Annotated in this window: 14 protein-coding genes; 9 read left to right on the forward strand and 5 right to left on the reverse strand. The window is 55.4% G+C overall.

Features of this window, described 5'->3' with window-relative positions:
* The first annotated feature begins 46 nt into the window (after positions 1-46).
* From AC4LF3_RS16850 to AC4LF3_RS16885, 8 genes are all read left to right on the forward strand, one after another.
* Complete coding sequence (locus AC4LF3_RS16850) at positions 47-2776, forward strand: TonB-dependent receptor (RefSeq protein ID WP_491835926.1); 2730 nt, start codon at positions 47-49, stop codon at positions 2774-2776.
* Positions 2777-2972: 196 nt separating this feature from the next.
* The gene (locus AC4LF3_RS16855) at positions 2973-4808 is read left to right on the forward strand and encodes an extracellular solute-binding protein (protein ID WP_491836318.1); all 1836 of its coding nucleotides are present in this window, start codon (positions 2973-2975) and stop codon (positions 4806-4808) included.
* On the forward strand, positions 4808-5881 hold the full coding sequence (locus tag AC4LF3_RS16860) for a microcin C ABC transporter permease YejB (protein ID WP_491835928.1): 1074 nt from the start codon (positions 4808-4810) through the stop codon (positions 5879-5881). The genes AC4LF3_RS16855 and AC4LF3_RS16860 overlap by 1 nt, the downstream gene beginning before the upstream one ends.
* Positions 5881-6906 (forward strand): ABC transporter permease, encoded by a 1026-nt coding sequence (locus AC4LF3_RS16865; RefSeq protein ID WP_491835930.1) that lies wholly within the window; start codon positions 5881-5883, stop codon positions 6904-6906. The genes AC4LF3_RS16860 and AC4LF3_RS16865 overlap by 1 nt, the downstream gene beginning before the upstream one ends.
* Entirely contained in the window at positions 6906-8522 is a 1617-nt protein-coding gene (locus AC4LF3_RS16870) for an ABC transporter ATP-binding protein (RefSeq protein WP_491835931.1), read from the forward strand. Before AC4LF3_RS16865 ends, AC4LF3_RS16870 begins: the two co-directional genes overlap by 1 nt.
* Positions 8523-8536: 14 nt before the next feature.
* Positions 8537-9025 carry a GNAT family N-acetyltransferase gene (locus AC4LF3_RS16875; RefSeq protein WP_010795772.1) on the forward strand — a complete coding sequence of 163 codons (489 nt, stop codon included), beginning with the start codon at positions 8537-8539 and terminating at the stop codon, positions 9023-9025.
* Entirely contained in the window at positions 9022-10164 is a 1143-nt protein-coding gene (locus AC4LF3_RS16880; protein ID WP_491835934.1) for an efflux RND transporter periplasmic adaptor subunit, read from the forward strand. The genes AC4LF3_RS16875 and AC4LF3_RS16880 overlap by 4 nt, the downstream gene beginning before the upstream one ends.
* 9 nt (positions 10165-10173) lie before the next feature.
* A complete protein-coding gene (locus tag AC4LF3_RS16885; protein ID WP_491835936.1) occupies positions 10174-13320 on the forward strand; it encodes a multidrug efflux RND transporter permease subunit in 3147 nt (1048 codons plus the stop codon).
* Between the two features lie 99 nt (positions 13321-13419).
* On the opposite strand, the gene AC4LF3_RS16890 is transcribed toward AC4LF3_RS16885, so the two are convergent.
* The 5 genes from AC4LF3_RS16890 to AC4LF3_RS16910 all read right to left on the reverse strand — a co-directional run bounded on the left by AC4LF3_RS16890 (position 13420) and on the right by AC4LF3_RS16910 (position 21503).
* The gene (locus AC4LF3_RS16890; protein ID WP_289926931.1) at positions 13420-13893 is read right to left on the reverse strand and encodes a GNAT family N-acetyltransferase; all 474 of its coding nucleotides are present in this window, start codon (positions 13891-13893) and stop codon (positions 13420-13422) included.
* Between the two features lie 15 nt (positions 13894-13908).
* Positions 13909-14463, reverse strand: a complete 555-nt coding sequence (locus AC4LF3_RS16895) for a LysE family translocator (protein ID WP_491835938.1) — start codon at positions 14461-14463, stop codon at positions 13909-13911.
* A gap of 305 nt (positions 14464-14768) precedes the next feature.
* Positions 14769-17318, reverse strand: a complete 2550-nt coding sequence (locus tag AC4LF3_RS16900; RefSeq protein ID WP_491835940.1) for a bifunctional diguanylate cyclase/phosphodiesterase — start codon at positions 17316-17318, stop codon at positions 14769-14771.
* Between the two features lie 963 nt (positions 17319-18281).
* Positions 18282-18998 carry a class I SAM-dependent methyltransferase gene (locus tag AC4LF3_RS16905; protein ID WP_491836319.1) on the reverse strand — a complete coding sequence of 239 codons (717 nt, stop codon included), beginning with the start codon at positions 18996-18998 and terminating at the stop codon, positions 18282-18284.
* A 222-nt stretch (positions 18999-19220) separates the two neighbouring features.
* Complete coding sequence (locus AC4LF3_RS16910; protein ID WP_491835942.1) at positions 19221-21503, reverse strand: MHYT domain-containing protein; 2283 nt, start codon at positions 21501-21503, stop codon at positions 19221-19223.
* A gap of 534 nt (positions 21504-22037) precedes the next feature.
* Here AC4LF3_RS16910 and AC4LF3_RS16915 point away from each other — a divergent pair.
* Positions 22038-22568, forward strand: coding sequence for an AAA family ATPase (locus AC4LF3_RS16915; RefSeq protein WP_491835944.1), 531 nt, complete (start codon positions 22038-22040; stop codon positions 22566-22568).
* The last annotated feature ends 11 nt before the right edge of the window (positions 22569-22579 follow it).

Consider the following 22579-nt stretch of genomic DNA (forward strand, 5'->3'; position numbering starts at 1 on the left):
CATAAAGCCACACAAACAACGCCTCACCTTTGGGGATGAAAGAGTGATGATGAGAGATATAGCCAAACCGTTTGCTCCCACTCCGCTCGTCGCGGCCGTACATCGGTATCGATTCATACCGTTGTGCCTGGCCCTTGGCGTAGCACCGTTGGTCCATGCGCAGCAGGCGACGGAAGAGGAAGCGCCTGATTCGACCGCAGCTGCTGTTGCTGCTCCAGCCGTAGCACCTACCGCTGCGGCAGGAACAACGCAACTCGAAAGAGTGGAAGTCACCGGTACAGCGGTACGTCGCGTAGATGCAGAAACCGCTGTCCCTGTGACAATCCTACGCTCGGAGCAATTGAGGAAAGAAGGCGTTAACACGACTGAAGAGCTGCTAACACGCATCGTTGCCAGTCAGTCTACCCAGAGCTCTAGCCAATCGGTAGGCTCTAGCACAGGGGGAGCCTCATTTGCCGACTTGCGTGGCATTGGCTCCAACAAGACGCTGATTCTGCTTAACGGACGACGTCTGGCCAACAACGCCATCGATGCATCAGCCGTTGACCTGAATACTATTCCCTTTGCTGCTATTGACCGCGTGGAAATTCTGCGTGACGGCGCCTCTGCATTGTACGGTACCGATGCCATCGGTGGCGTAATCAACTTTATTACCAAAAAAAGTATTACCGAAGGACAGGTTAGCGCCAGCTTTGATAGCCCTACTCACTCTGGCGGAGGTGAAAGCCGGTCCTTTGACGGTAGTTGGGGTTTTGGTGACCTGGACAATGATAATTTTAATGTCTTTGGTGTTTTCAACTACGACAAGCAGAATAATCTTTCAGCGGCGGATCGCTCCTTTACCAAGGACTACGAGCCTGGACGTGGATTGAATAGTACCTCTGGTACGACCTATCCGGCTAACTATGGTCAGAACGGCAACTACACTAACCCCTTGGCTACTGCCGGTTGCAATGGGCCAAACCAGATCAACCCTGGTACTGGAACTTGCCGATTCAGCACACGAAACTACATCGATGCCGTTCCAGAGACTGAAAAAACATCTTTCTTCGGTAAGGCTTCTACTAAGTGGGCGGAAGATCAAACTGCCAGCGTGGATTACTTCTGGGCTCGCAATGACAATACCACCACTATTGCGCCTGCACCACTCACTGATATCTCAGTGAATCCGGGTACAGCCTTTTATCCTGGCAATGGCATCACGCCGCTGACTCCTGGCTTTGCTCTCGACCCGACTCAGCCTGTTGATGTGAACTGGCGAGAGTCGGCAGCCGGTGCGCGTATCCAAAAGGATCAGAACACCAGCCAACGTCTGCAGCTGACATTTGACGGTAACGTCGGAGGCTGGGATTACAACATTGGTACCTCCTACAATGAAAATAAGGTTATCAGCAGCCTACGTGGCGGCTATCTAAATGATGATTTGGTTACCGAAGGCATAGCTAATGGCATCCTTAACCCTTTTGGAGAGCAAACTCAGGGGGGGATTAACTTCATTAATAACGCTGGCGTACATGGCGACTACCAGACGGCCGTAGGTCGCGTAAAAGCGATTGATGGACGCATCAGTCGTGAAATCGGTGATTGGTTCGGAGCAGGCCCTGTAGGTCTAGCACTTGGAGGTGAATTCCGTAAAGAAGAATTCCATAGCGACGTCGAGCCATTTGCAGGTTTGGTTGACAGCCTGGGGGTTGACCCTGACTCCAGCGTTTCAGGTGATCGTAACGTCAAGGCTCAGTATGCCGAGATTAACGTTCCCGTTCTGGAATCACTAGAACTAGGCGCAGCTATTCGTCACGATAAATACAGCGATGTAGGTAGCACAACCAATCCGAAATACAGCTTCCGCTTCCAACCGATTCGTGAACTGGTTGTTCGTGGTGCCTATAGCGAAGGCTTCCGTGCACCTTCACTATACGAGCTGTATAACCCTAACTACACGACCTTCACATCTGGCTTTTATGATGATCCACGCCTCTGTCCGGGTGGTACGCCTATTGCCGGTGCCAACCCTGGTCGCGATTGTAGCCAGCAGTTCCGCAACCGTACTGGCGGCAACGAAGATCTCTCGCCAGAGAAAGCGCGTAACGTGACGTTGGGCTTTGTTTACCAGCCAGTCCGTAATTTATCAGTAGGCTTGGACTTTTATTGGATCAAGATTTCCGATCAGATCGCCGAATTTCCAGAGTCCTCTGTATTTGACAACCCAGATAGCTATGCTGATCGCTACATTCGCAATCCGGATGGCTCGCTTCAGTATATCCAAACTGGTTTGGCTAACTTGGGTAAGGTCAAGACTAGCGGCATAGACGTAACACTGGATTACCGATTCCCTGCAACCGCCTACGGCAACTTTGGCTTATCCATGCAGGGTACTTACGTTGATCGATATGACTATCAGGAAACCATCAACGGTGCTTACTTTGACAACGTAGGTGACTTCCAGGGTATCGGTGTTATTTCTCGCTGGAAACACTCTCTGACCGGCAGTTGGAGCAAGGGTCCGTACCGTGCCTCTTTAACCAACCGCTTCCAGACGGGCTACCGCGATTACGATCCGGAAACCCATAACCGAGTGTCGTCCTACTCTGTATGGGATCTCTCAGCCGGTTACACCTGGAGCAAATCTCTGGACATCGACGTAGGCGTGAAGAACCTGTTCGATCGCGACCCGCCCTTCTCGAACCAGGCATACACCTTCCAGAGCGGCTACGACCCCCGCTACACCGACCCACTTGGCCGCACGCTGTTCACCCGTGCGACCTATCACTTCTAACCTCTTTGTCTGTCTCCAGCCGCCTTGGCTGGAGACAGGTATGCTTCAGGACAGGACGGTATAACCACTCGTGCAGGCCCTTGCCAGTATCCCCTATCAATTAAGGTTGATTGCCTGAACCGAGCGTCAACGCGTGTCGTTCATAAGGAGTGAAGCGGTGTTTTCAACAGGGTCGATCCACACGTACAGCCGCTTGATGGTACTGCTTGTTTCCTGCCTCGTTTCATCGGCGTTATTGGCTACGCCCCACAGTTACATGACGGTCTATGGCGACCCGCCCAAGTACCCTGAGGGCTTTAAGCATTTCGACTATGTGAATCCCGACGCGCCCAAAGGAGGCTCGCTCAGACGCTCAGCCAAATCGATCGACCGTTTCAACTTCCTGCTGCCCTATCTAGACAAGGGCACTGGCGTCGACCAGATCAATGCCTGGGTCTACGAGCCGCTGGCCTATCGCTCGCTGGACGAGCCCTATACGGTGTATGGCCTGATTGCCAAACAGATGGAGCGCGACCCGGAGAACCGTTGGGTACGCTTCTTTCTCAACCCCAAGGCACGCTTTCATGACGGTATGCCCGTTCTGGCTGAGGATGTTCGCTTCACTTTCGAGACCTTGATGACCAAGGCGAGCCTGAGCTTTCGGCAGCTGTACGGTGATGTAAAAGACGTCACCGTCGAAAATGATCGGCAGATCCTGTTTACCTTCAAGACGAACGAAAACCGCAGCCTGCCGCTGGATCTGGCGTCCATGCACATCCTGCCAGCGCACTGGTGGAAAGACCGGGACTTTGCCAACGGTAACGGCTTTGAGCCGCCGCTGGGGAGCGGACCTTACAAGGTCTCGCACGTCGATCCGGGCCGTACCGTCGCATTCGAGCGCGTCAAGGACTGGTGGGCAAAGGATCTGCCGGTGACGCGAGGGCTGTACAATTTCGACACGCTCACCGTCGACTTCTTTGCCGACACCGATGTCGCCCGCGAGCTCCTGCTGGCCGGCGCGTACGACTACAACCGCGAGTACTCCGCCACAGGCTATACCATCCGCTACGACAGCCCCGCCCTGCGCGATGGGCGCTTGCAGCGAGACATCCTGGCGACAGGAAAGCCCGTCCGCGCTCAAGGCTTTGTCTTCAACCTGGACAACCCCTTCTTTCAGGATCGCCGCGTCCGAGAGGCCATTGCCATGCTCTGGGATTTTGAGTGGACCAACAAGCAGCTCATGCGCAGCTTCTATAAACGCCAGCAGAGCTACTTTCCCAAGACCGAAATCGCTGCCACACAGCTACCGGATGCACAGGAGCTGAAAATCCTCGAGCCCTTTAGAGGCCAGATACCGGATGAAGTCTTTACCGAGGTGTTCCAGCCGCCCAAGACCGACGGCTCGGGCTTTATTCGGGACAAGCAGCTCGAAGCCCTGTACCTGCTTGAGTCCGCCGGCTGGCATCCCAAGGGCGACCAGCTCGTCAACGCCAACGGCGATCCCCTGATCTTTACCTTTCTCAACGGGCAATCCGGTTTTGAACGGATGGTGCTGCCCTTCAAGCGGACGCTGGCACAAATAGGCATTGAGCTGAATATTCGCAACGTGGACACAGCGCAGTACATCAACCGCACCAACAGCCGTGACTACGACATGATCGTGACCGGCTTTCCCCGGGGAGGCGATCCCAGCGCATCGCCAGGGCGGGAACTCTTTGATTATTACGGCTCCGACAGTGCCAACCGGGTGGGTAGCTCCAACGCCATCAACCTGAAGAATCCAGTAGTCGACCGGCTTATCGAAGGCGTGGCCAATGCCAGAAGCCGGGATGAGATGGTGCATTACGCCCGCGCGCTCGACCGGGTGCTGCAATGGGGTTATTACATGATTCCGCATTACTACTCGGACGGCGAGCCCAGCGTGTTTCGCAACCGTTTCGGCCGGCCTCGTATCGCGCCCGCTTATGAAGAGGGCCTCGACACCTGGTGGGAAGTCAGCCCAACCCCGCTCACCAACGAGCAGATGGCCGAGCGGCTACAGGAGAAACTCTAATGGCAGCCTACATTCTCAGGCGTTTGCTGTTTATTGTGCCCACGCTTCTGGTCATCCTGATCGTCAACTTTGCCATTATCCAAGCGGCTCCCGGCGGGCCGGTGGATCAGGCTATTGCTCGCCTGCAAGGGATGGGTAGCCAGGGCGGTATCGCAGGAGGCAGCCATGACGGAGCGGCCGGAGCCTCTTCCGGCTCGCGGGGCAGCCGAGGCCTGGACCCTGAGCTGATCAAGGAAATCGAGCGGCAGTACGGCTTCGACAAGCCACCGCTTGAGCGCCTTTGGCTGATGCTCAAGAACTACGCGCACCTGGATTTTGGTAACAGCTTTTTCCGTGGTGCCAAGGTAACGGACCTGATTCTGGAAAAGCTGCTGGTATCCCTTTCACTCGGCTTCTGGGCCACACTGATCATTTACCTGATCTCGATTCCGCTCGGGATACGCAAGGCGATCCGTCATGGCAGCGCATTCGATATCTGGACCAGCACCGCCATCATCGTGGGTTATGCCTTGCCGGCCTTTCTGTTCGCCATGTTCCTGATCGTGGTGTTTGCCGGTGGGAGTTATTTCAGTCTGTTTCCCGCCGTAGGGCTTACCTCGGAGAACTTTGACCAGCTCAGCCTCGCGGGCAAGGTAGTGGACTATTTCTGGCATCTGGTGCTGCCTGTTTCGGCGCTGGTCATTGGCGGGTTCGCTACCCTGACCATTTTGACCAAGAACAGCTTTCTGAACGAAATCAGCCGCCAGTATGTTGTCACGGCGCGGGCTAAAGGGCTTACTGAGCGCGGCGTGCTGTACAAGCATGTCTTTCGCAATGCCATGCTGCTGGTCATTGCCGGTATTCCCCAGGCACTGATCGAGGTTTTCTTTGCCGGCTCCCTACTGATTGAAGTGATCTTTTCGCTCGACGGACTGGGTCGCATGAGCTACGAGGCGGCGCTCTACCGTGACTATCCGCTGGTGTTCGGCTCGCTGTTCATCTTCACGCTGTTTGGCCTGCTGATCAAACTGGCCGGGGACATCTCCTACACCCTGGTCGATCCACGCATCGACTTTTCGGCGAGGAACGCCTGATGCTGACACTGTCTCCCTTGAGTCAACGCCGCTTTGCCCGCTTCAAGGCCAACCGTCGCGGCTGGTGGTCGCTCTGGATATTCTGCGCATTGCTGGTGACTTGCCTATGTGGCGAACTCATTGCCAACGACAAACCCTTGGTGGTGGGCTACCACGGCTCGCTATATTTCCCGATATTCAAGCGCTATACCGAAACCGAATTTGGCGGCCAGCTGCCCTTCCAACCGGACTACCGCAGCGAATACGTACAGAAACTGATAGAGGACCAGGGCGGCTGGATGGTCTTTCCACCCATTCCGTTCAGTGACGATACGGTGAACTATGACCTGGCCGTTCCAGCACCCAGTGCGCCGTCGGACACGAACTGGCTGGGCACCGACAGTCAAGCCCGTGATGTGCTGGCACGAGTAATTTTCGGCGCACGCATCTCCATCCTGTTTGCCTTGGCACTAACCGCTGTCAGCGCTGTGATCGGGATCACCGCAGGCGCTTTGCAGGGCTATCACGGGGGCTGGGTAGACCTGCTGGGGCAGCGCTTTATCGAAATTTGGTCAGGCCTGCCGGTTCTGTATCTGCTGATCATCCTGTCCGGCTTTGTGGAGCCTAACTTCTGGTGGCTGTTGGGCATCATGGCGCTCTTTTCCTGGCTGGCGCTGGTGGACGTGGTACGGGCCGAGTTCTTGCGCGGGCGCAGTCTGGAGTACGTCAAAGCGGCACGGGCGCTGGGGCTGTCTGATCGCAAGGTCATGTGGCGGCACATCCTGCCCAACGCGATGACCTCCACGCTCACCTATGTTCCCTTCATCATTACCGGTGCCATTACAACGCTGACCGCCCTGGACTTCCTGGGCTTTGGCCTGCCGATCGGCACCGCGTCGCTAGGGGAGCTGGCCAACGAAGGCAAGCAGAACCTGCAAGCACCCTGGCTGGCGATGACCGCTTTTTTCGCCCTCGCCTTGATCTTGAGCCTGCTGGTTTTTATTGGCGAAGCCTTCCGTGATGCATTCGACCCGAGGGCCGTGTGATGACCGAGAATCTGATTGAAATCCGCGATCTGAGAGTGGCCTTTTCCGGCCAGGAAGTCGTACACGGTATCGACCTGGATATTCGCCGTGGCGAATGTCTGGCGCTGGTAGGCGAATCTGGCTCGGGCAAATCCGTCACGGCTCACTCGATCCTGCGCCTGCTGCCTGCCTCCATTACCACAACCTCCGGCGGCATCTGCTACAACGGTGAAAACCTCGTGACCGCAGACGAAAAGCGTCTGCGCACCCTGCGCGGCAACCGTATCGCCATGATCTTTCAGGAGCCCATGACATCCCTCAATCCGCTGCATACTGTGGAGCGGCAGATCAGCGAGGTATTGGCGTTGCACAAGGGCTTGGGCGGCAAGCACGCGCGTGCACGGGTGATCGAATTATTGGAACTGGTCGGCATACGCGAACCGCTCAAGCGGCTCAAGGCCTACCCGCATCAGCTCTCGGGTGGCCAGCGCCAGCGGGTGATGATCGCCATGGCGCTGGCCAACGAGCCGGAATTACTGATCGCCGACGAGCCCACCACAGCCCTGGACGTGACCGTGCAGCAGAAGATCCTCGAACTCCTGAAGGACCTCCAGGCGCGCCTTGGCATGTCGTTGCTGCTTATCAGCCATGACCTGAATTTGGTCCGGCGCATTGCCCAGCGTGTCTGTGTGATGCGTAACGGCGTGGTAGTTGAGCAGAACAGCTGTCAGGCCCTTTTTTCCGCACCTCAGCATACCTATACCCGCATGCTGATCGATGCCGAACCCGACGGCGGGCCGGTAGCAACAACCAGCGATGCCTCGCTGATACAGGCGCAGGATGTACGCGTCTGGTTTCCGCTGCCCAAACCGTTGTTCAGCCGCCAGCGCCACTATGTCAAGGCGGTAGACGGTGTGAGCTTCGAGCTAAAGAAAGGCCGTACCCTGGGCATCGTGGGCGAGTCCGGCTCAGGCAAGTCCACCCTGGGCCAGGCGATTCTGCGACTGGTGCAGGCCCAGGGCGGCATTCGCTTTCAGGGGCAGGCGATCGAAACCTTCAACGCCAGGCAGATGCGTCCGCTTCGTCGCCACATGCAGGTTGTGTTTCAGGACCCGTTCGGCAGCCTGAGCCCACGGATGTCCGTCGAGCAGATCATCCGTGAGGGTTTGGATATCCATGAGATCGGCACACCCAAAGAGCGGGAATCGGCGATCATTCGGGTCTTACAGGAAGTAGGTCTCGATCCTGAAACACGGCACCGCTATCCTCATGAGTTTTCGGGCGGCCAACGCCAGCGTATCGCCATCGCGAGGGCGCTTGTGCTGCAACCCGAGCTGATATTGCTGGACGAGCCCACGTCGGCTCTGGATCGTACCGTTCAAAAGCAGGTTGTCGACCTGTTGCGTAACCTACAGGCGATCCATGGGCTAACGTATCTGTTCATCAGTCACGATCTGGCCGTGGTTCGGGCATTGGCCCATGATCTGATTGTCATCAAGGATGGCAAGGTCGTAGAACACGGCGAGGCTTGCCGGATCTTTCAGGCGCCACAACACCCGTATACTCAGGAATTACTGGCGGCGTCGGTCGCACCATTGGAACGCTCAGGCGAGATCGTTGACCGACAACGGGCCTGAATCAAGGAGGACTCATGACCATTACCCTACGCGCTATCCGCGAGAGCGATGCCGAGGCTTTGGCATCGATTCTGAACCAGCCGGGCACGCGCCGGGGTACGCTGCGCCTACCCTACCGACCCACTCAGAGCATGAGCGACTGGATCAAGCAGTACCCCGCTGAAGACGTTCGGGTACTGGCCGAACAGCAAGGCAACGTGTTGGGCTTTGCAACGCTCAACCGTATGAAAGGCCGGCGGATTCATGTGGCGGAGCTGGTCATTGCGGTTGGGGATGACCACACTGGTAAAGGCGTGGGAACCCAGCTGATGGCGGCACTGATCGATGCCGCCGACAACTGGATGAACCTCAAGCGTGTTGAGCTGACGGTATACACGGATAACGCGCCGGCTATCGCCCTGTATGAAAAATTCGGCTTTGTTCACGAGGGCACTCAGATCGCCTATGCCTATCGTGACGGTGCCTACGTGGATGTCTATTGCATGGCCCGGGTGAGAGCATGAAGGATGTGGTAAAGGGCGCGCTGCTGGCACTGGCCGTGTTGCTCCAAGGTTGTGAACCCACCGAAAAGACAGCCGAAACGCAAACGCCAGCCGTCCCGAAGGTGGACATCGCAACGGTTACGCCCTCGACGGAGCCGCTGACCACGCGTCTCACCGGCCGGATGGAGGCCTATCGTACGGCGGAAGTCCGTGCCCGCGTGGAAGGTATCGTGGAGGCTCGCACCTACCAGGAGGGCCAGGAGGTCAAAGCCGGTACGTTGCTGTTTCGTATCGACCCGGCCCCGCTCAAGGCCGAGTTGGCTGCGGCAGAAGCCGAGCTGGCCCAGGCACGGGCGGCTGCCGATGCCGCTGAAGACATTGCCAAACGCTCCAGGCAGCTGATGGCCGATGAGTCCATCAGCGCCCAGCAGTACCGCAAGGACTTCTTTACCGAGAAGCAGGCACGGGCTACCGAGAAGGCAGCCGAAGCCAAGGTACAAAGCGCCCGCCTGAAGCTCGCCTATGCCAACGTGACCTCGCCGATTGCCGGCCGCGCACGCCGGGCCGAGGTCACGGAGGGTGCACTGGTCGGTCAGGATGAAGGCACCAAGCTAACTACAGTCGAACAGATCGATCCGATTTATGTGAATTTTGCCCAGCCCATGGCCGACTCCCTGGGGCTCAGGCAGAGCCTTCAGCAGGCCGACAAGCGCGAGAAGCCCATCCTGCGCCTGCGACTGAGCAATGGCTCGACCTACCCCTTGAACGGCACCCTGCTCTTCTCCGATTGGGCCGTGGATGAGAAGACCGATACGGTAGCCATGCGGGCTGTTTTCGATAACCCCGACCATCTGCTGCTGCCCGGAATGTATGTGCAGGTCGAGCTGCAGCAGCCCGGCCAGACGCAGGCCGTTCTTATTCCCCAGCAGGCCCTGACACGCACCCGTGAAGGCGCCTATACCATGGTTGTCGACGAGACCAACCACGCCCACAGCCGCCCGATTTCCGCCGATACGCTCGAAGGCAATCAATGGCGCGTCACCGACGGTCTGAAAGCTGGCGAGCGGGTCATCCTCAGTGGCAGCGCCCTGAAGGACGGTCAGGCCGTAGAGCCCAAGCAAGCCGCCCTGACGACCCAGCCCGTCGCCTCAAAAGAGTAAGCGCAGACCATGTCCTCGTTTTTCATTGCGCGTCCGGTGTTCGCCTGGGTCGTCGCCATCATGATTTTTCTGGGCGGCGGCCTCACGGCGCTGCGTCTGGCGGTAGAGCAATACCCCAACGTCTCGCCTCCGCGGGTAGGCATACAGGCCTATTACCCAGGCGCATCAGCCGAGGTTATCGAGCGCACTGTCACCTCGGTGATCGAACGCGAGCTGAGTGGTATTGAGGGACTGCTGTACTTCGCCTCCGACAGTACCGCCACGGGCGAGGTGGAAATCGGCCTGTCCTTCGAGCCGGGCACCAATCCGCAGATCGCTTCCATTGAAGTGCAGAACCGCATCAAGCGCGTCGAGGAGCGTCTGCCGGAAAGCGTGCGGCGCCAGGGAATCGAAGTGGACAAGAGTGGTGACAACGACCTGCTGTTCGTCACGCTTCTGGCAGATAACCCGAACATCACGCATATCCAGATGGGCGACTACGCCACTACCGTGGTGCGCCCTGCCCTGCTGCGTGTGCCCGGCGTGGGCAAGGTGGAGGTCTATAGCCCCGAATACGCCATGCGGATCTGGCCGGACGTCCACAAGCTCACCGCCATGGGCGTGACCACTTCAGATATGGTCAGCGCTATTAACCGCTATAACGAGCGCATTACCCTTGGCTCCATTGGCACGCCTCCGGTGCCCACCAATACCACACTCACGGCCCCGCTGACGGTTGAGGAAACTCTCGATACGCCGCAGTCCTTTGGCGCGGTTCCCTTGCGAGTCAACCCGGACGGGTCGGCCCTGCGCATTCAAGATGTGGCCCGTGTCGAGCTGGGCGGCAATTATTACACCTACCCCTCCTACGTGAACGGCAGGCCTTGCGGCGCTATTTCCATCAAGCTTGCTCCCGGCGCCAACGCCCTCAGTACGGCACAGGCTGTAAAAGCCACGCTGGCGGAGCTGTCCCAGCAGTTCCCACCGGGCATGCACTACCAGACGGCGTTCGATACGACGACCTACGTGCATATGTCCATCGTGAAGGTGGCTTATACGCTGATCGAGGCGATGGTGCTGGTCTTTCTGGTCATGCTGGTGTTTCTGCAAAACCTGCGCGCCACGCTGATCCCGTCCATCGTGGTACCGATTGCCCTGGCCGGCACCTGTGGCGCCATGTTGGCACTGGGTTTCTCCATCAACGTGCTGACCCTGTTCGGCATGGTCCTGGCCATCGGGATTCTGGTGGATGACGCCATCGTAGTAGTGGAAAACGTCGAACGCATCATGCGCGAGGAAGGACTGGCTCCCCGCGAGGCAACGCTCAAGGCCATGCAGCAGATCAGCGGGGCCATTGTGGCGATTACGCTGGTGCTCACGGCTGTGTTCATTCCCATGGCCTTTTTCGAAGGCGCTACGGGCTCGATCTACCGGCAGTTCTCCGTGGCGCTGGCCGTGCCGATGGCCTTCTCGGCATTTCTGGCGCTCACGCTGACGCCCGCCCTGTGCGCAACGCTACTCAAACCGGCAGCGACCGATACGCTCAGCCTGGGCAGAGTGGGCCGCTGGGCGGCTTCCCTATCGACAGGCTATCAACGCAGCCTGGGCGGTGTCCTGAATCGCCCGGTGCGCTTCGTGCTGCTGTATCTCGTTCTGCTGGCCGTGCTGGCGCTTCTGTTCAGCCGCCTGCCCGGCTCCTTTGTGCCGAACGAAGACAAGGGCAGTTTTGCCACCGTCGTGCTGCTTCCCACCGGCTCGACGCAGGAAATGACGCATCAGGTGGTAGAGGAAGTGCAGGCCTATCTGCACAGCGATCCTTCGGTCGGCCAGCTCTTCACCCTGCAGGGCTTCAGTTATTTCGGCGGCGGCGAGAACGCTGCCATGATCTGGCCCACGCTCAAGGACTGGTCCGAACGCAAGGCGCCCGATCAGCACGTCGATGCCATCATCGCACGGCTAAACAAGCACTTTGCCAATGGCGTCGCGTCGATCCCCAACGTCACTATCCAGGCCTTGAATACCCCGCCTCTGCCCTCCATGGGACGCACCGCCGGTATCGACATGCGTCTTCAGGATCGCGCAGGGCTTGGGCACGAAGCCTTGCTGGCCGCCAAGGACAAGCTCCTGACACTGGCACGGCAGAATCCTGTATTCGCTACCGCCACCTACTCAGGGCAGGACGACACGCCGCAGCTCAAGGTTTCCATTGATCGTTTGAAAGCCCAGAGCATGGGCGTCTCGGTGGATGAGATCAATTCGACCATGGCTACCCTCTACGGCTCGCTCTATGTGGGAGATTTCATCCATGATAATCAGGTCCGCCGAATCGTCATCCAGGCGGAGGGCAAGGACCGGCAACAGCCTGACAGCCTGCTCCAGGCCCGGGTTCGCAATGCTGACGGCGAGATGGTGCCGCTAAGCACCTTCGTGACGCTTAGATGGACAGTGGGCACGATGGCTATCGAGCACTTCAACGGCTTCCCGTCGCTCTCCATCAACGCCACACCGGCGGCGGGCTACAGCACCACCCAGGCGATGGATACCATGGCACGCCTGGTGGGCGAGCTACCCACCGGCGTCGGCTACGAATGGGCAGGCCAGTCCTATCAGGAGCGGCTGTCCGGGGATCAAACACCCCTGCTGTTCGGCCTGTCCATTCTGGTAATCTTCCTGTGCCTGGCGGCGCTCTACGAGAGTTGGTCGGTACCTTTTGCGGTCATCCTGGCGATTCCGCTAGGCATCATCGGTGCGGTCATGGCCACTACGCTGCGCGGACTGCCGGACGACCTTTACTTCAAGGTCGGCCTCATCACCATCATGGGCCTCACTGCTAAGAACGCCATCCTCATCATTGAGGTAGCCCGCGAACTCCAGCATGAGGGCACTCCCTTGCGTCAGGCCATTCTGGACGCCGCCCGGATGCGCCTGCGCCCTATCGTCATGACGTCCCTAGCCTTTATGTTCGGCGTGCTGCCCCTCATGTTTTCCCAGGGCCCGGGATCGGCCAGCCAGCACGCCATTGGCACCAGCGTTTTCGGCGGCATGCTCTCGGCCACGCTGCTGACCCTGTTTTTCGTCCCGCTCCTGTATGCACTGGTCATGCGCTTCAAACGGCGCACGACCTCTGCTGCGTCTTCCTCCCCTACGGACAGGACGGCCCATGAGCTTACGCCTTGATGCGCTGCTTTCGCACTCTTCAGACCCTGCCAAACACTTGGATTTCCAGTGGGCGGTAGACCGGTTGATCTGGCTTTTAAAGAATGAGCCGCTCGGCTGCTAACCGGCTTGCTCGGTCAGGATCAATCGCATGCCGATGACATCCACATCCGAGCGCAGCTCCACTGGTTTGAAGCCGAGCTTGTGGTACAGCGACTGTGCCACGGCATTGTCCCGGTAGACGCGCAGCGTAACCATGGAAGCGCCTGTGTCCGCCACAGCCTGCCGAATCAGTTGCTCGCACAACTGCTTGCCATAACCGTGGCCCCGCCAGTCAGGCGAGACGATAATGCGGCACAGGTGGACGGTATCGGGCGAGACGGTTCGGTATTGCCCAAAGGCAAGCGGCCGGTTGACGCCCTCTACCAATGAAAAGCTCTTACCGGGCACCTCCAGCAGTTCCGGCAACTCAGTGGCGGTGAACGGATATCTAAGTTGGGGCCCTGCCCAGCGCGCGCAGGCGTCAGCCGTAGGCACCCAGGCAACCAGTGCCTCGTAATCACTGGGAATCGGTGCGCTTAGTGTGGCAGTCATAGTGCAAACCTCCTCTTAGGCCTGCCGGGCCATCAACAGCTTTACGCCCAGCCCTACGAATAACGCGCCGCTGGCCCGCTTGATCGCCGTGACCCAACGGCTCGCGGAAAGCCGCCTGCTGAGCCTGGACACACTAAAGCAATACACACAGTGTACCGTCACGACAATCATGGCGATGGTCAGGTACATCGTGGTGAACTGTACAACCAATGACCGTCCCGGCTCGATGAATTGCGGCAAGAAAGCGGAAAAGAAGATAAGCGTTTTCGGATTGCTGATTGATACCAGCAGCGCTTCGCCAAAAACCTTGGGCGACGAGACACGGGGCGCAATAGCTGGTGTGACCGTAGACGATCCGGGCTGACGTTTGAGCAGCTGCACAAAACCAAGATAGATCAGATAAGCCGCTCCGATCAGCTTCATCGCCAGAAACGCCATCGGCATGGCTGCCACCAGAGCGCCTATGCCAAGCGCCACAAGAATGATCACGAATAGCTGCGCCGTCAGGTTACCTGCCAGGGTCGCCAGCGTTCCCCGTGCGCCATAGCGCAAGGTATTGCGAATGACCAAAAGGACGTTGGGCCCGGGAGAAAGCGTTGTTACCAGGTAAGCAACACAAAAGACAAACTAGACATGCAGCGTCATGGAGCTCTCCACAGGATCACAGATGTTACCGCATCACTATCGTGACACTTTACCTGCCCTGCCAAGAGAATGCTGAAGTTCGAGCTTGGGTGATGAGAAGGTTAAGACCCTCATTTCAGATCAGGCCCTTTATGTATTCAGTGAGAGCCTTTTTGTGTAGCCCTTAGGGCATACATCAAGCGATACGGCATGATGATCAAGACGTCAAAACCCAGAATTGGCAAGGATAGTCAGTCGCTCGTCACTGACACCTTATCTACGTAAGCAAGTAGCTCAGGCCACGGTAGCGGTTTTGCGAATAGATAACCTTGCGCCTCGTCGCACTGAGCTTTGCAAAGGAGCTCCAGGGTCTCCTTGTCCTCTACGCCCTCTGCGACGACATGGAGCCCTAGCGCATGGGCCATGTCCGATAATGCCTTCATGAACCCTGATGAATTGGACTCACAAACATTGGGTGCGATGAACGTACGATCCAGTTTGACAACATTGATAGGAAATTGGCGCAGATACGATATGCCGGCATGTCCCGTTCCGAAATCATCAACCGCCAATAGTACACCGAGTGATTTCAAGTCCTCCATGGCCAGGGCTGATGCTTCGATGTCGTGAATGAAAGCGCCCTCAGTCAGTTCGAGCTCCAACTGCTCTGGCGACAGGCCTGCTTGGTTCAAAGCACTTTTGACCTTCTGAGTCAGATTGGAGCACATCAATTGTTTGGGCGACAGGTTTACTGATACGCACAGGGCGTAACCCATACGCAAACTTAAGGTCTTTATGTCAGCGCAGGCTTGTCTTAGCACCCAGGCTCCGATTTCGTTAATCAGACCGGTCTCTTCAGCGATTGGAATAAAATCTAATGGCGAAACCAGGCCGCGCTCCGGGCTTTTCCAGCGGATCAGTGCTTCGAAGCCCTTGAGTTTCTCATCGGGTAAACTGACCCTCGGTTGGTAGTAGAGTACGAACTCGCCTCGGTCAAGCGCGCCTTGAAGAGCAATCTCCAATGCCATGCGGTCTTTCATGGCAGTGCTCATTTCTTTTGAGAAGAAGCTATAGCGATTCCCTCCGTCTGCCTTGGCCTTGTACATAGCGATGTCAGCATTTTGTATAAGAATGTCGTTACGCTGACCGTCATCTGGGTACAGGCAGATCCCAATTGATGCATTAGAAAAAAGCTGATTACCACCAACGTATACGGGTAAGGCAACAATGCCCAACAATCTTTTTGCCAGTAATTCCGCCGAAGTTTTTCCATCATTGGCATGCGCTACGATTATGAACTCATCCCCACCTAGACGAGCGACTAGGTTACCTGTCAGAAGCGCGTCCTGCAGGCGCTTGGCAATGATGCAGAGCAGCTCGTCACCTGCCTTGTGCCCCATCGAGTCATTGATGCGCTTGAAACGATCGAGGTCAATTAGCATGATTGCGATACGCTCGGTGGGCGAGGTGAAATCGAGTAGCTCCTGCAAATGCTCGTTAAGGTATGCTCGGTTAGGCAAGCCCGTCAGAGCGTCGTATGTAGCCATGTGACGGAGACGGTTCTCGGACTGCTTGCGTTCGGTAATATCCACGTAACTACCTGCCCATTCCTTGACCGCACCCGAGGAGTCAAGAATGGGCACGGCGTGCAACTCCATTTCTCGGAACTCGCCATCGGCACGCTTCAAACGCACCTCGGTGTGAATAGGGGTAGCCTCGTGGCGCATACGGGAAACTAGATTTAGCATAATGTTGCGATCATCTGGATGAATCGCATTGAGCCACCCCATCCCATCCACTTGTTCGGGAGTGAAGCCTGTAAATCTGGCCCACTCGAGCTGAGGCGTAAAGACTTCGACGTCTTTGGACGTTGTCCAGACGATGGCATTCGTTGCGTTCACCAATGAGCGGAAGCGCAACTCAGCCCTGTTTCGCTCTTGTGTCTCACGATAGCGCTCGATAATCAGTGAAGCGGTATTGGCCAATAGCTCTATCGAGTAAAGCTCCCAGTCGGTGGGGCTTCTCATTTTTCGGCTATAAAGCGCCATTATCCCCTGCACAGTACCTTTGGTTGAGAGCAGAGGTACTGACCAACAGGAGCGAAATCCGTAGGGTGATACCAGGTGAGAAAACTGACGCCAGCGTTCGTCATTCTCGATATCTGTGGCGATTATTGTCTTGGCAAAAAATGCAGCGGCCCCACAGGAGCCAACATCTGGTCCAATGGCTAAGCCATCAAGCGATAGACTGTATTTAGCTGGCAATGATGGAGCCGCGCCGCTTCTTAAATGCTTCTGATCCGTATCGAGCAGCATAATGGACGACACTACCTTGCTACCAATTTGCTCCTCGGCCAGATTGCACAAAAGCTCAAGGACCTCTTTCAGCGGAGCGCTGGTCATGGCTAGCTCAAGAGCTTGCCTTTGACCTTTGGCGATGATGTCGGCACGTTTACTCTCAGTAATGTCTTGAGTAAATCCATACAACCGCTCGATGCAACCAGCTTGTCCCTCCGAGCAGCCGTTGACAGCAATCCAGCGTATGTCACCCTGACTTGTGACAAAGCGGCATTCGTAGCGAAAGCGGTTGGCCTTGAGCAAGATGCTTTTAGTAATACGCTTGGCCACATCCCTGTCTTCAGGGTGCAGAGCCTCGAAAAAGAGCTCTATGCTGCCTATATCTTTGAATATCCCCGGGTCGGTCGAAAAGGTCAGTCTCCCCGTCTGGATATCTAGCTCCCACTCGTGAACGTCGTTTTTGCCGAGCGCAAAATGGAAACGTTCTGGAATGTTTGCAAGCAAACGATTAAGAGCTGCGGTTATAGACATGCTCAATCTGCACCCAAAATAGGTAAAGCTATAGATACGCTGGAAGTGAATCAGTGCCCGAAAACGTGATACGCAGGCTATATACATCTTCATCCAGTTGGCATCTCACTCTTACGCACTTACTTTGTTCAATAAGCAGCAAAAAGCCACTAGATCGATATAGGCTGTGACTGTTCCCTGCCGTGTCGGATGAAGATTTCAATTCTTCAGGCTGCAACCGGCGCGGGATGAAATTTACGCAAGCCTCTATTGGCAGAAGCGACAGACCTTGGCTTTAACTTCTCTTTTAACGTCAGTTCAATACATATGCCGTAATGAGTAATAGCCTTCGCCTCAGCGTACCCAGTATTTCTAAGCACAACGACATTCGAGTCGTTGTCTAGGTCTAGCATTTTTTGCAGGCGGCACATAGCAGTACGGGTACATGGGTAGTCTCGCTTGTATCGGTCTAATCCAGTGGTATCTCCCATGCAGGCTGACCCTTGATAGGTATGCCTGCTAAGGGACAGCTGATGCTGGCGACACGACCGAGGTACTCTGAACCCATGCCGATGATGAAATGGATTTTCGCGGCCATCTAAAGCTGACACGAGTCACCGTCGTCAAGATGCGGTCGCCATGGGAAAGGCTGGTCCGCTATACCCTCTACTAACGGGACAGCTCCCTCATCCAGTCTACGACCTTGTAGAGAAGCTACATACTGACAGCAAGGGATCACTGATCGAATCGCACGTAAAGGAAAAGCAAGAAACGGCTCGGCCAGCACCGCTGGGGTAGTGGGCATACCCACGCCTGGTGGGCTGATAGGGATAAACTGCGTATCCAGTTTGAACGCGGGCTCGATATTCACCGAACCTTATTATCCCTAGCCTGCAGCTTCATCTGTCTACATTCATTGGAGGGGTTTGTTAGCGGCTCTAAGAGCCAATGACTGTTTTAGATTACCTTATGTGTTACCCAGGCGCCCCAGAAAAGGCTACTAAAAAAACGCTGGAAGTCACTAAATCCGGCTTCATACAAAAGGCCCTGAACGGCGGACTCGGAATGAGGCGGATCTGCTCCTTGTAAAATTTTGCCGAGCTTGGCTCTGACCTCATCTGCAGTAGCACCCTGCTGCCGCCAGCGCTCACCCCATACCTTGAGCAAAAATGGTTGATCTGCATAGGCATAGTGGTTAGCTGCCACAACCAGCGGGGCACCCGCTTTCAAGCGAGTCTGGATCGAGCGCAGCAACTTTTTCTTGGGATCATCTCCCGGAATATGATGCAGCACACCGATCAACGTCGCAGCGTCATATGCCGTATCGGTTGGTAGATCCTCAACCGTGCCCAACAGCAATTGAACCTTATCCATCAGCCCATGTTTTTTTAACTGCTCGGCTGCGGTCTCCAGCATGGATGGCGATGGATCAACAGCAACGAAGCTCCACGTTGGCTCAAGGGCCGACAGCGATATGATTTCTTGTGCAGTACCTCCCACACCAACCACCAAGATACGTGCACACGCAGTATCTCCAAGGCTAGCAGTCAAGACACAGGCAGCTAGATCATGACAGGCTTCATAACCAGCAAGAGCAATTCGGCTCTGTTGTCCATATTCATTAGCGCGGGATGAGTCGAACTTTGCAGCAGGATTTTCAGGGCTGTGGTCCATAGAGATTCTCCAGTTCTCAAGACACTCTATGGCCAATTGCTCAATAAATAAAAATCGGTTTTTTTATATTATCCATTCCTCTTGGGAATGAATAATATTTGGTTGCGCTCATTAGAGAGTTTTTTAACCGCTCTTGGTATAGCTGCAAGGCAGAGAATTACCTTATCCAGGCTTGGAAAGTGGCGGATGGAGATATCTATGATGCCTCCATCCGGTTGGTCATTACCGAAATGGCACCACTACCGCTTTTTTAGGTGCGACACTTGCCTCATTGAGTATTTTAGCCAACACCCGTTGAGTAAAGGGTTTTGCCAGCTTTGGTAGTGCTGTATCTGCATAAGAAGACAGATCGACATAACCACTCATAAGCAGGATTGGCAAATCAGGCCTTTCACTTCTTACCATTTCGGCTAGTCGCGTCCCGCTTATCTCCGGCATGACCAGATCAGTTAGCAGGACATCAAGGCGAGGCTCCTGCCTTAAGATTTCCAATGCGGCAGTACCTGTGGCAGCACTGAGCACGGCGTGACCGAGATCTTCCAGCATCGCTACGGTATTTCTCAGAACAAGCGTGTCGTCATCCACCACAAGGATTTTCAACGATTTGTCTGACGGTTCGGCGCTGTTTAAGCCCTTATCAATAGCGAGAGCGGGCTGATTGATGATGAGCTCCACTTCAGCTGTAGGGAGCCATAACTCAATCGTCGTACCCTGCCCTTGTTTACTGTTAATCAGAAGTTGTCCCCCCGATTGCTCAGCCAACCCCAGCGCCATGGAGAGCCCCAAGCCCGTGCCCTTGCCAACGGCCTTTGTTGTGAAAAAGGGCTCGGTAGCTCTGGCTTGGGTTTCTTTATCCATGCCTTCTCCCGTGTCGGTTACAGAAAGGCAGACATAGCGACCAGGCTTTAAACGACTGAGGGAAGCATGGTTTATGCTCCGCTCTATGGCGGTAAGGCTAATCGTACCGCCCTCTGGCATAGCATCTCTTGCGTTTACCACAAGATTCAACAGAACCATTTCCAGCTGATGACCATCCACGTAAGCTTTGGACAACGTGAGGGGAAAATGGATGTCAATCTGAGTACCATTCCCTACCGAGCGCTCAAATAATTGACTCATACCGCGAATAAGGTCCGGCACTTCAACAGCTGCGGGGCTAAGTTGCTGTTTGCGAGCAAAGCCTAGCAAACGCTGCGTGAGGTTAGCTCCACGCTCAGCCCCAAGCAGTGCGTTTTCGATCAGCGCAAGCCCTTTAGGGTCATTTACCATGCGTTTGCGCAAAAGCTCAAGATTGCCCATGACCACCGCCAATAGATTGTTGAAGTCATGCGCGACGCCACCCGTTAGTTGGCCTATGGCTTCCATTTTCTGGGACTGCCGCAAAGCCTCTTCAACCCGTTTACGCTCGGTAATATTGATAAGGCCGCCTAAAACATACAGGAAGGCGCCTTGTTCATCTTGCTCGATGCGTGCAGAGACCAATACGTCCAGAACCTCATCTGCACGAGTAACTACCCGGCACTCAAGATCCTTAATCTCACCTGTTTGGAACAGACCTGGCCAGTCATGCTTGATGAATTTACGTGCCGAGGCTTCCGTCATAAAGTGACTCAGAGGCTGGCCAATCACATCCTTTCGCTCATAATCAAGCAACGTCAGCCAAGCCTCACTCACTGACTCAAGTCGCCCGTCTTCATCCAGGGAATAAAGTGGAAGCGGCGTTTTTTTGTAAAGCGATCGGAAGCGGGCCTCGCTTAATCGGAGTAAGTCGGCTTCCCGCTGCGCCATAAAGGCAACACGCTTATCGTACATAGCGGCAATTAATGCCAAAAAAAGGATAAGTAGCGTTGAAGCAGAAACAGCAATAGCAAGCGTAACCTGATCAACGTTGCCGTAATAATGAGTCATGCCAGAGGGCATAGTGACGTTAAAACTTGCCCCATGCATCGCTGTGTAATGCATACCTGATATAGCGATGCCCATGGCAAGTGCAGCTAGCATTCTTGCCAACAGTCGATTCGTCCTTCTGGAAAGCCACAGCGAAACGACAGACGCACCTATGGCTATCAGAATCGAAACGCCTACCCAAAACGGATCGTTATCGATGCTTCCAGGCATGTCCATTGCTGCCATGCCTAGATAATGCATACTGGCAATGCCTAACCCCATAAACAGACCGCTCGCTAACAGACCTGCTTTGGATTTGATGTGATTGGCTGACAGAAAGCTGACGCTTGTTACAGCGACTGGGACAAGTAGCGATATAACCGTTAGATAGACGTCGTACTGCATTGGCATTTCCGGCATCTCAAACGCTAGCATGCCGACAAAATGCATCGCCCAAACGCCACCCCCCAAGGCGGTCGCTGCCGTTAATAGCCAGTAATGACGTGCCCATCCCATTGCGGTACGCGCACGTCCAGCAAGGTCTAAAGCAGTAAAGCCTGCAGTTATGGCAATAAGAATCGAAAGACAGACAAGAACAACATTGTAGGAACCATGCATCTTTGGATAGATCTCTTACTCCGGGCAAATGACTTTCCACTAATATGGTCATTGCTTGAGATAAGGAACGCTTTTCTGTCACTCCCTTGATCAAAGCCCTAAAATTTTGATCAGATGCAAGATCTGTTCCCCGGTACTGAAGGATTGGAATTTCCGGCTTTTCAGTAGTCTATTCTGCTGCTTTTTTAGCTAACTGCATTACTGCTGTCCGAGCCTGCCCGCCTTTAATTAAGAAACCTATCTTAAAAGGCGATCTGTCAAACTTCTGAACAGAGGCCAGAGATAACAGCCCGTTACAAGTGGATTAATCAATCTTAGTAGCTGGCTAGCCGCGACGGGCGAACTGCGTATCCGATTTAAGCGCAGGCTTGATACTCCCGAGCACTCTATTTCTAGTCTGCAGCATCAGCCGGGTGTGCTCATCAGAAAGGCTTTGTTAGTCGCTTTAAATATTCCGGGATAACTATCAAACAATCGCACGGACCGTGTAGCGCTTTTCTGCCATACCCTCATCTCCAAGGTGGAGCCTGCTTTGTGAACATACTGATTACGGGCGCCTCGGGCTCTGGTACAACAACGCTAGGTGTCGCACTGGCCACACATCTGCATGGCGTGGCCCTGGATGCAGATGGCTATTACTGGTTACCCACTGAAACACCCTATACCCAGCGACGCGACAAGTCCGAGCGTAATGCGCTGTTGATTAAAGACATGCAGGTCAGTGAGACGGTGATTATTTCCGGCTCGATCATGAACTACGGGGACTCCCTCGAAAATCTGTTCGACCTGATTGTGTTTCTTTACCTGCCCGCTGAAATCCGCATACCTCGCCTCAAGGCACGGGAGGAAGCCCGTTTCGGCTCAGCCAGCCCCGAGTTTCTGGACTGGGCTGCTCAATACGATAGTGGTCCCGCGGTTGGGAGCAGGAGCCTTGCTAACCATACCGCCTGGCTGTGCCAGCGTACCTGCCCGGTGCTTAGGCTGGAAGGCGATATGACCGTGGAGGCACGCGTAAGGTGTGTTGTGGCTGAACTCAAGCGACTGGCCTTTTTACCCCACCCATAAAAAAGCCCGCA

The sequence above is a fragment of the Pseudomonas sp. C2.3V genome, from assembly GCF_058536325.1.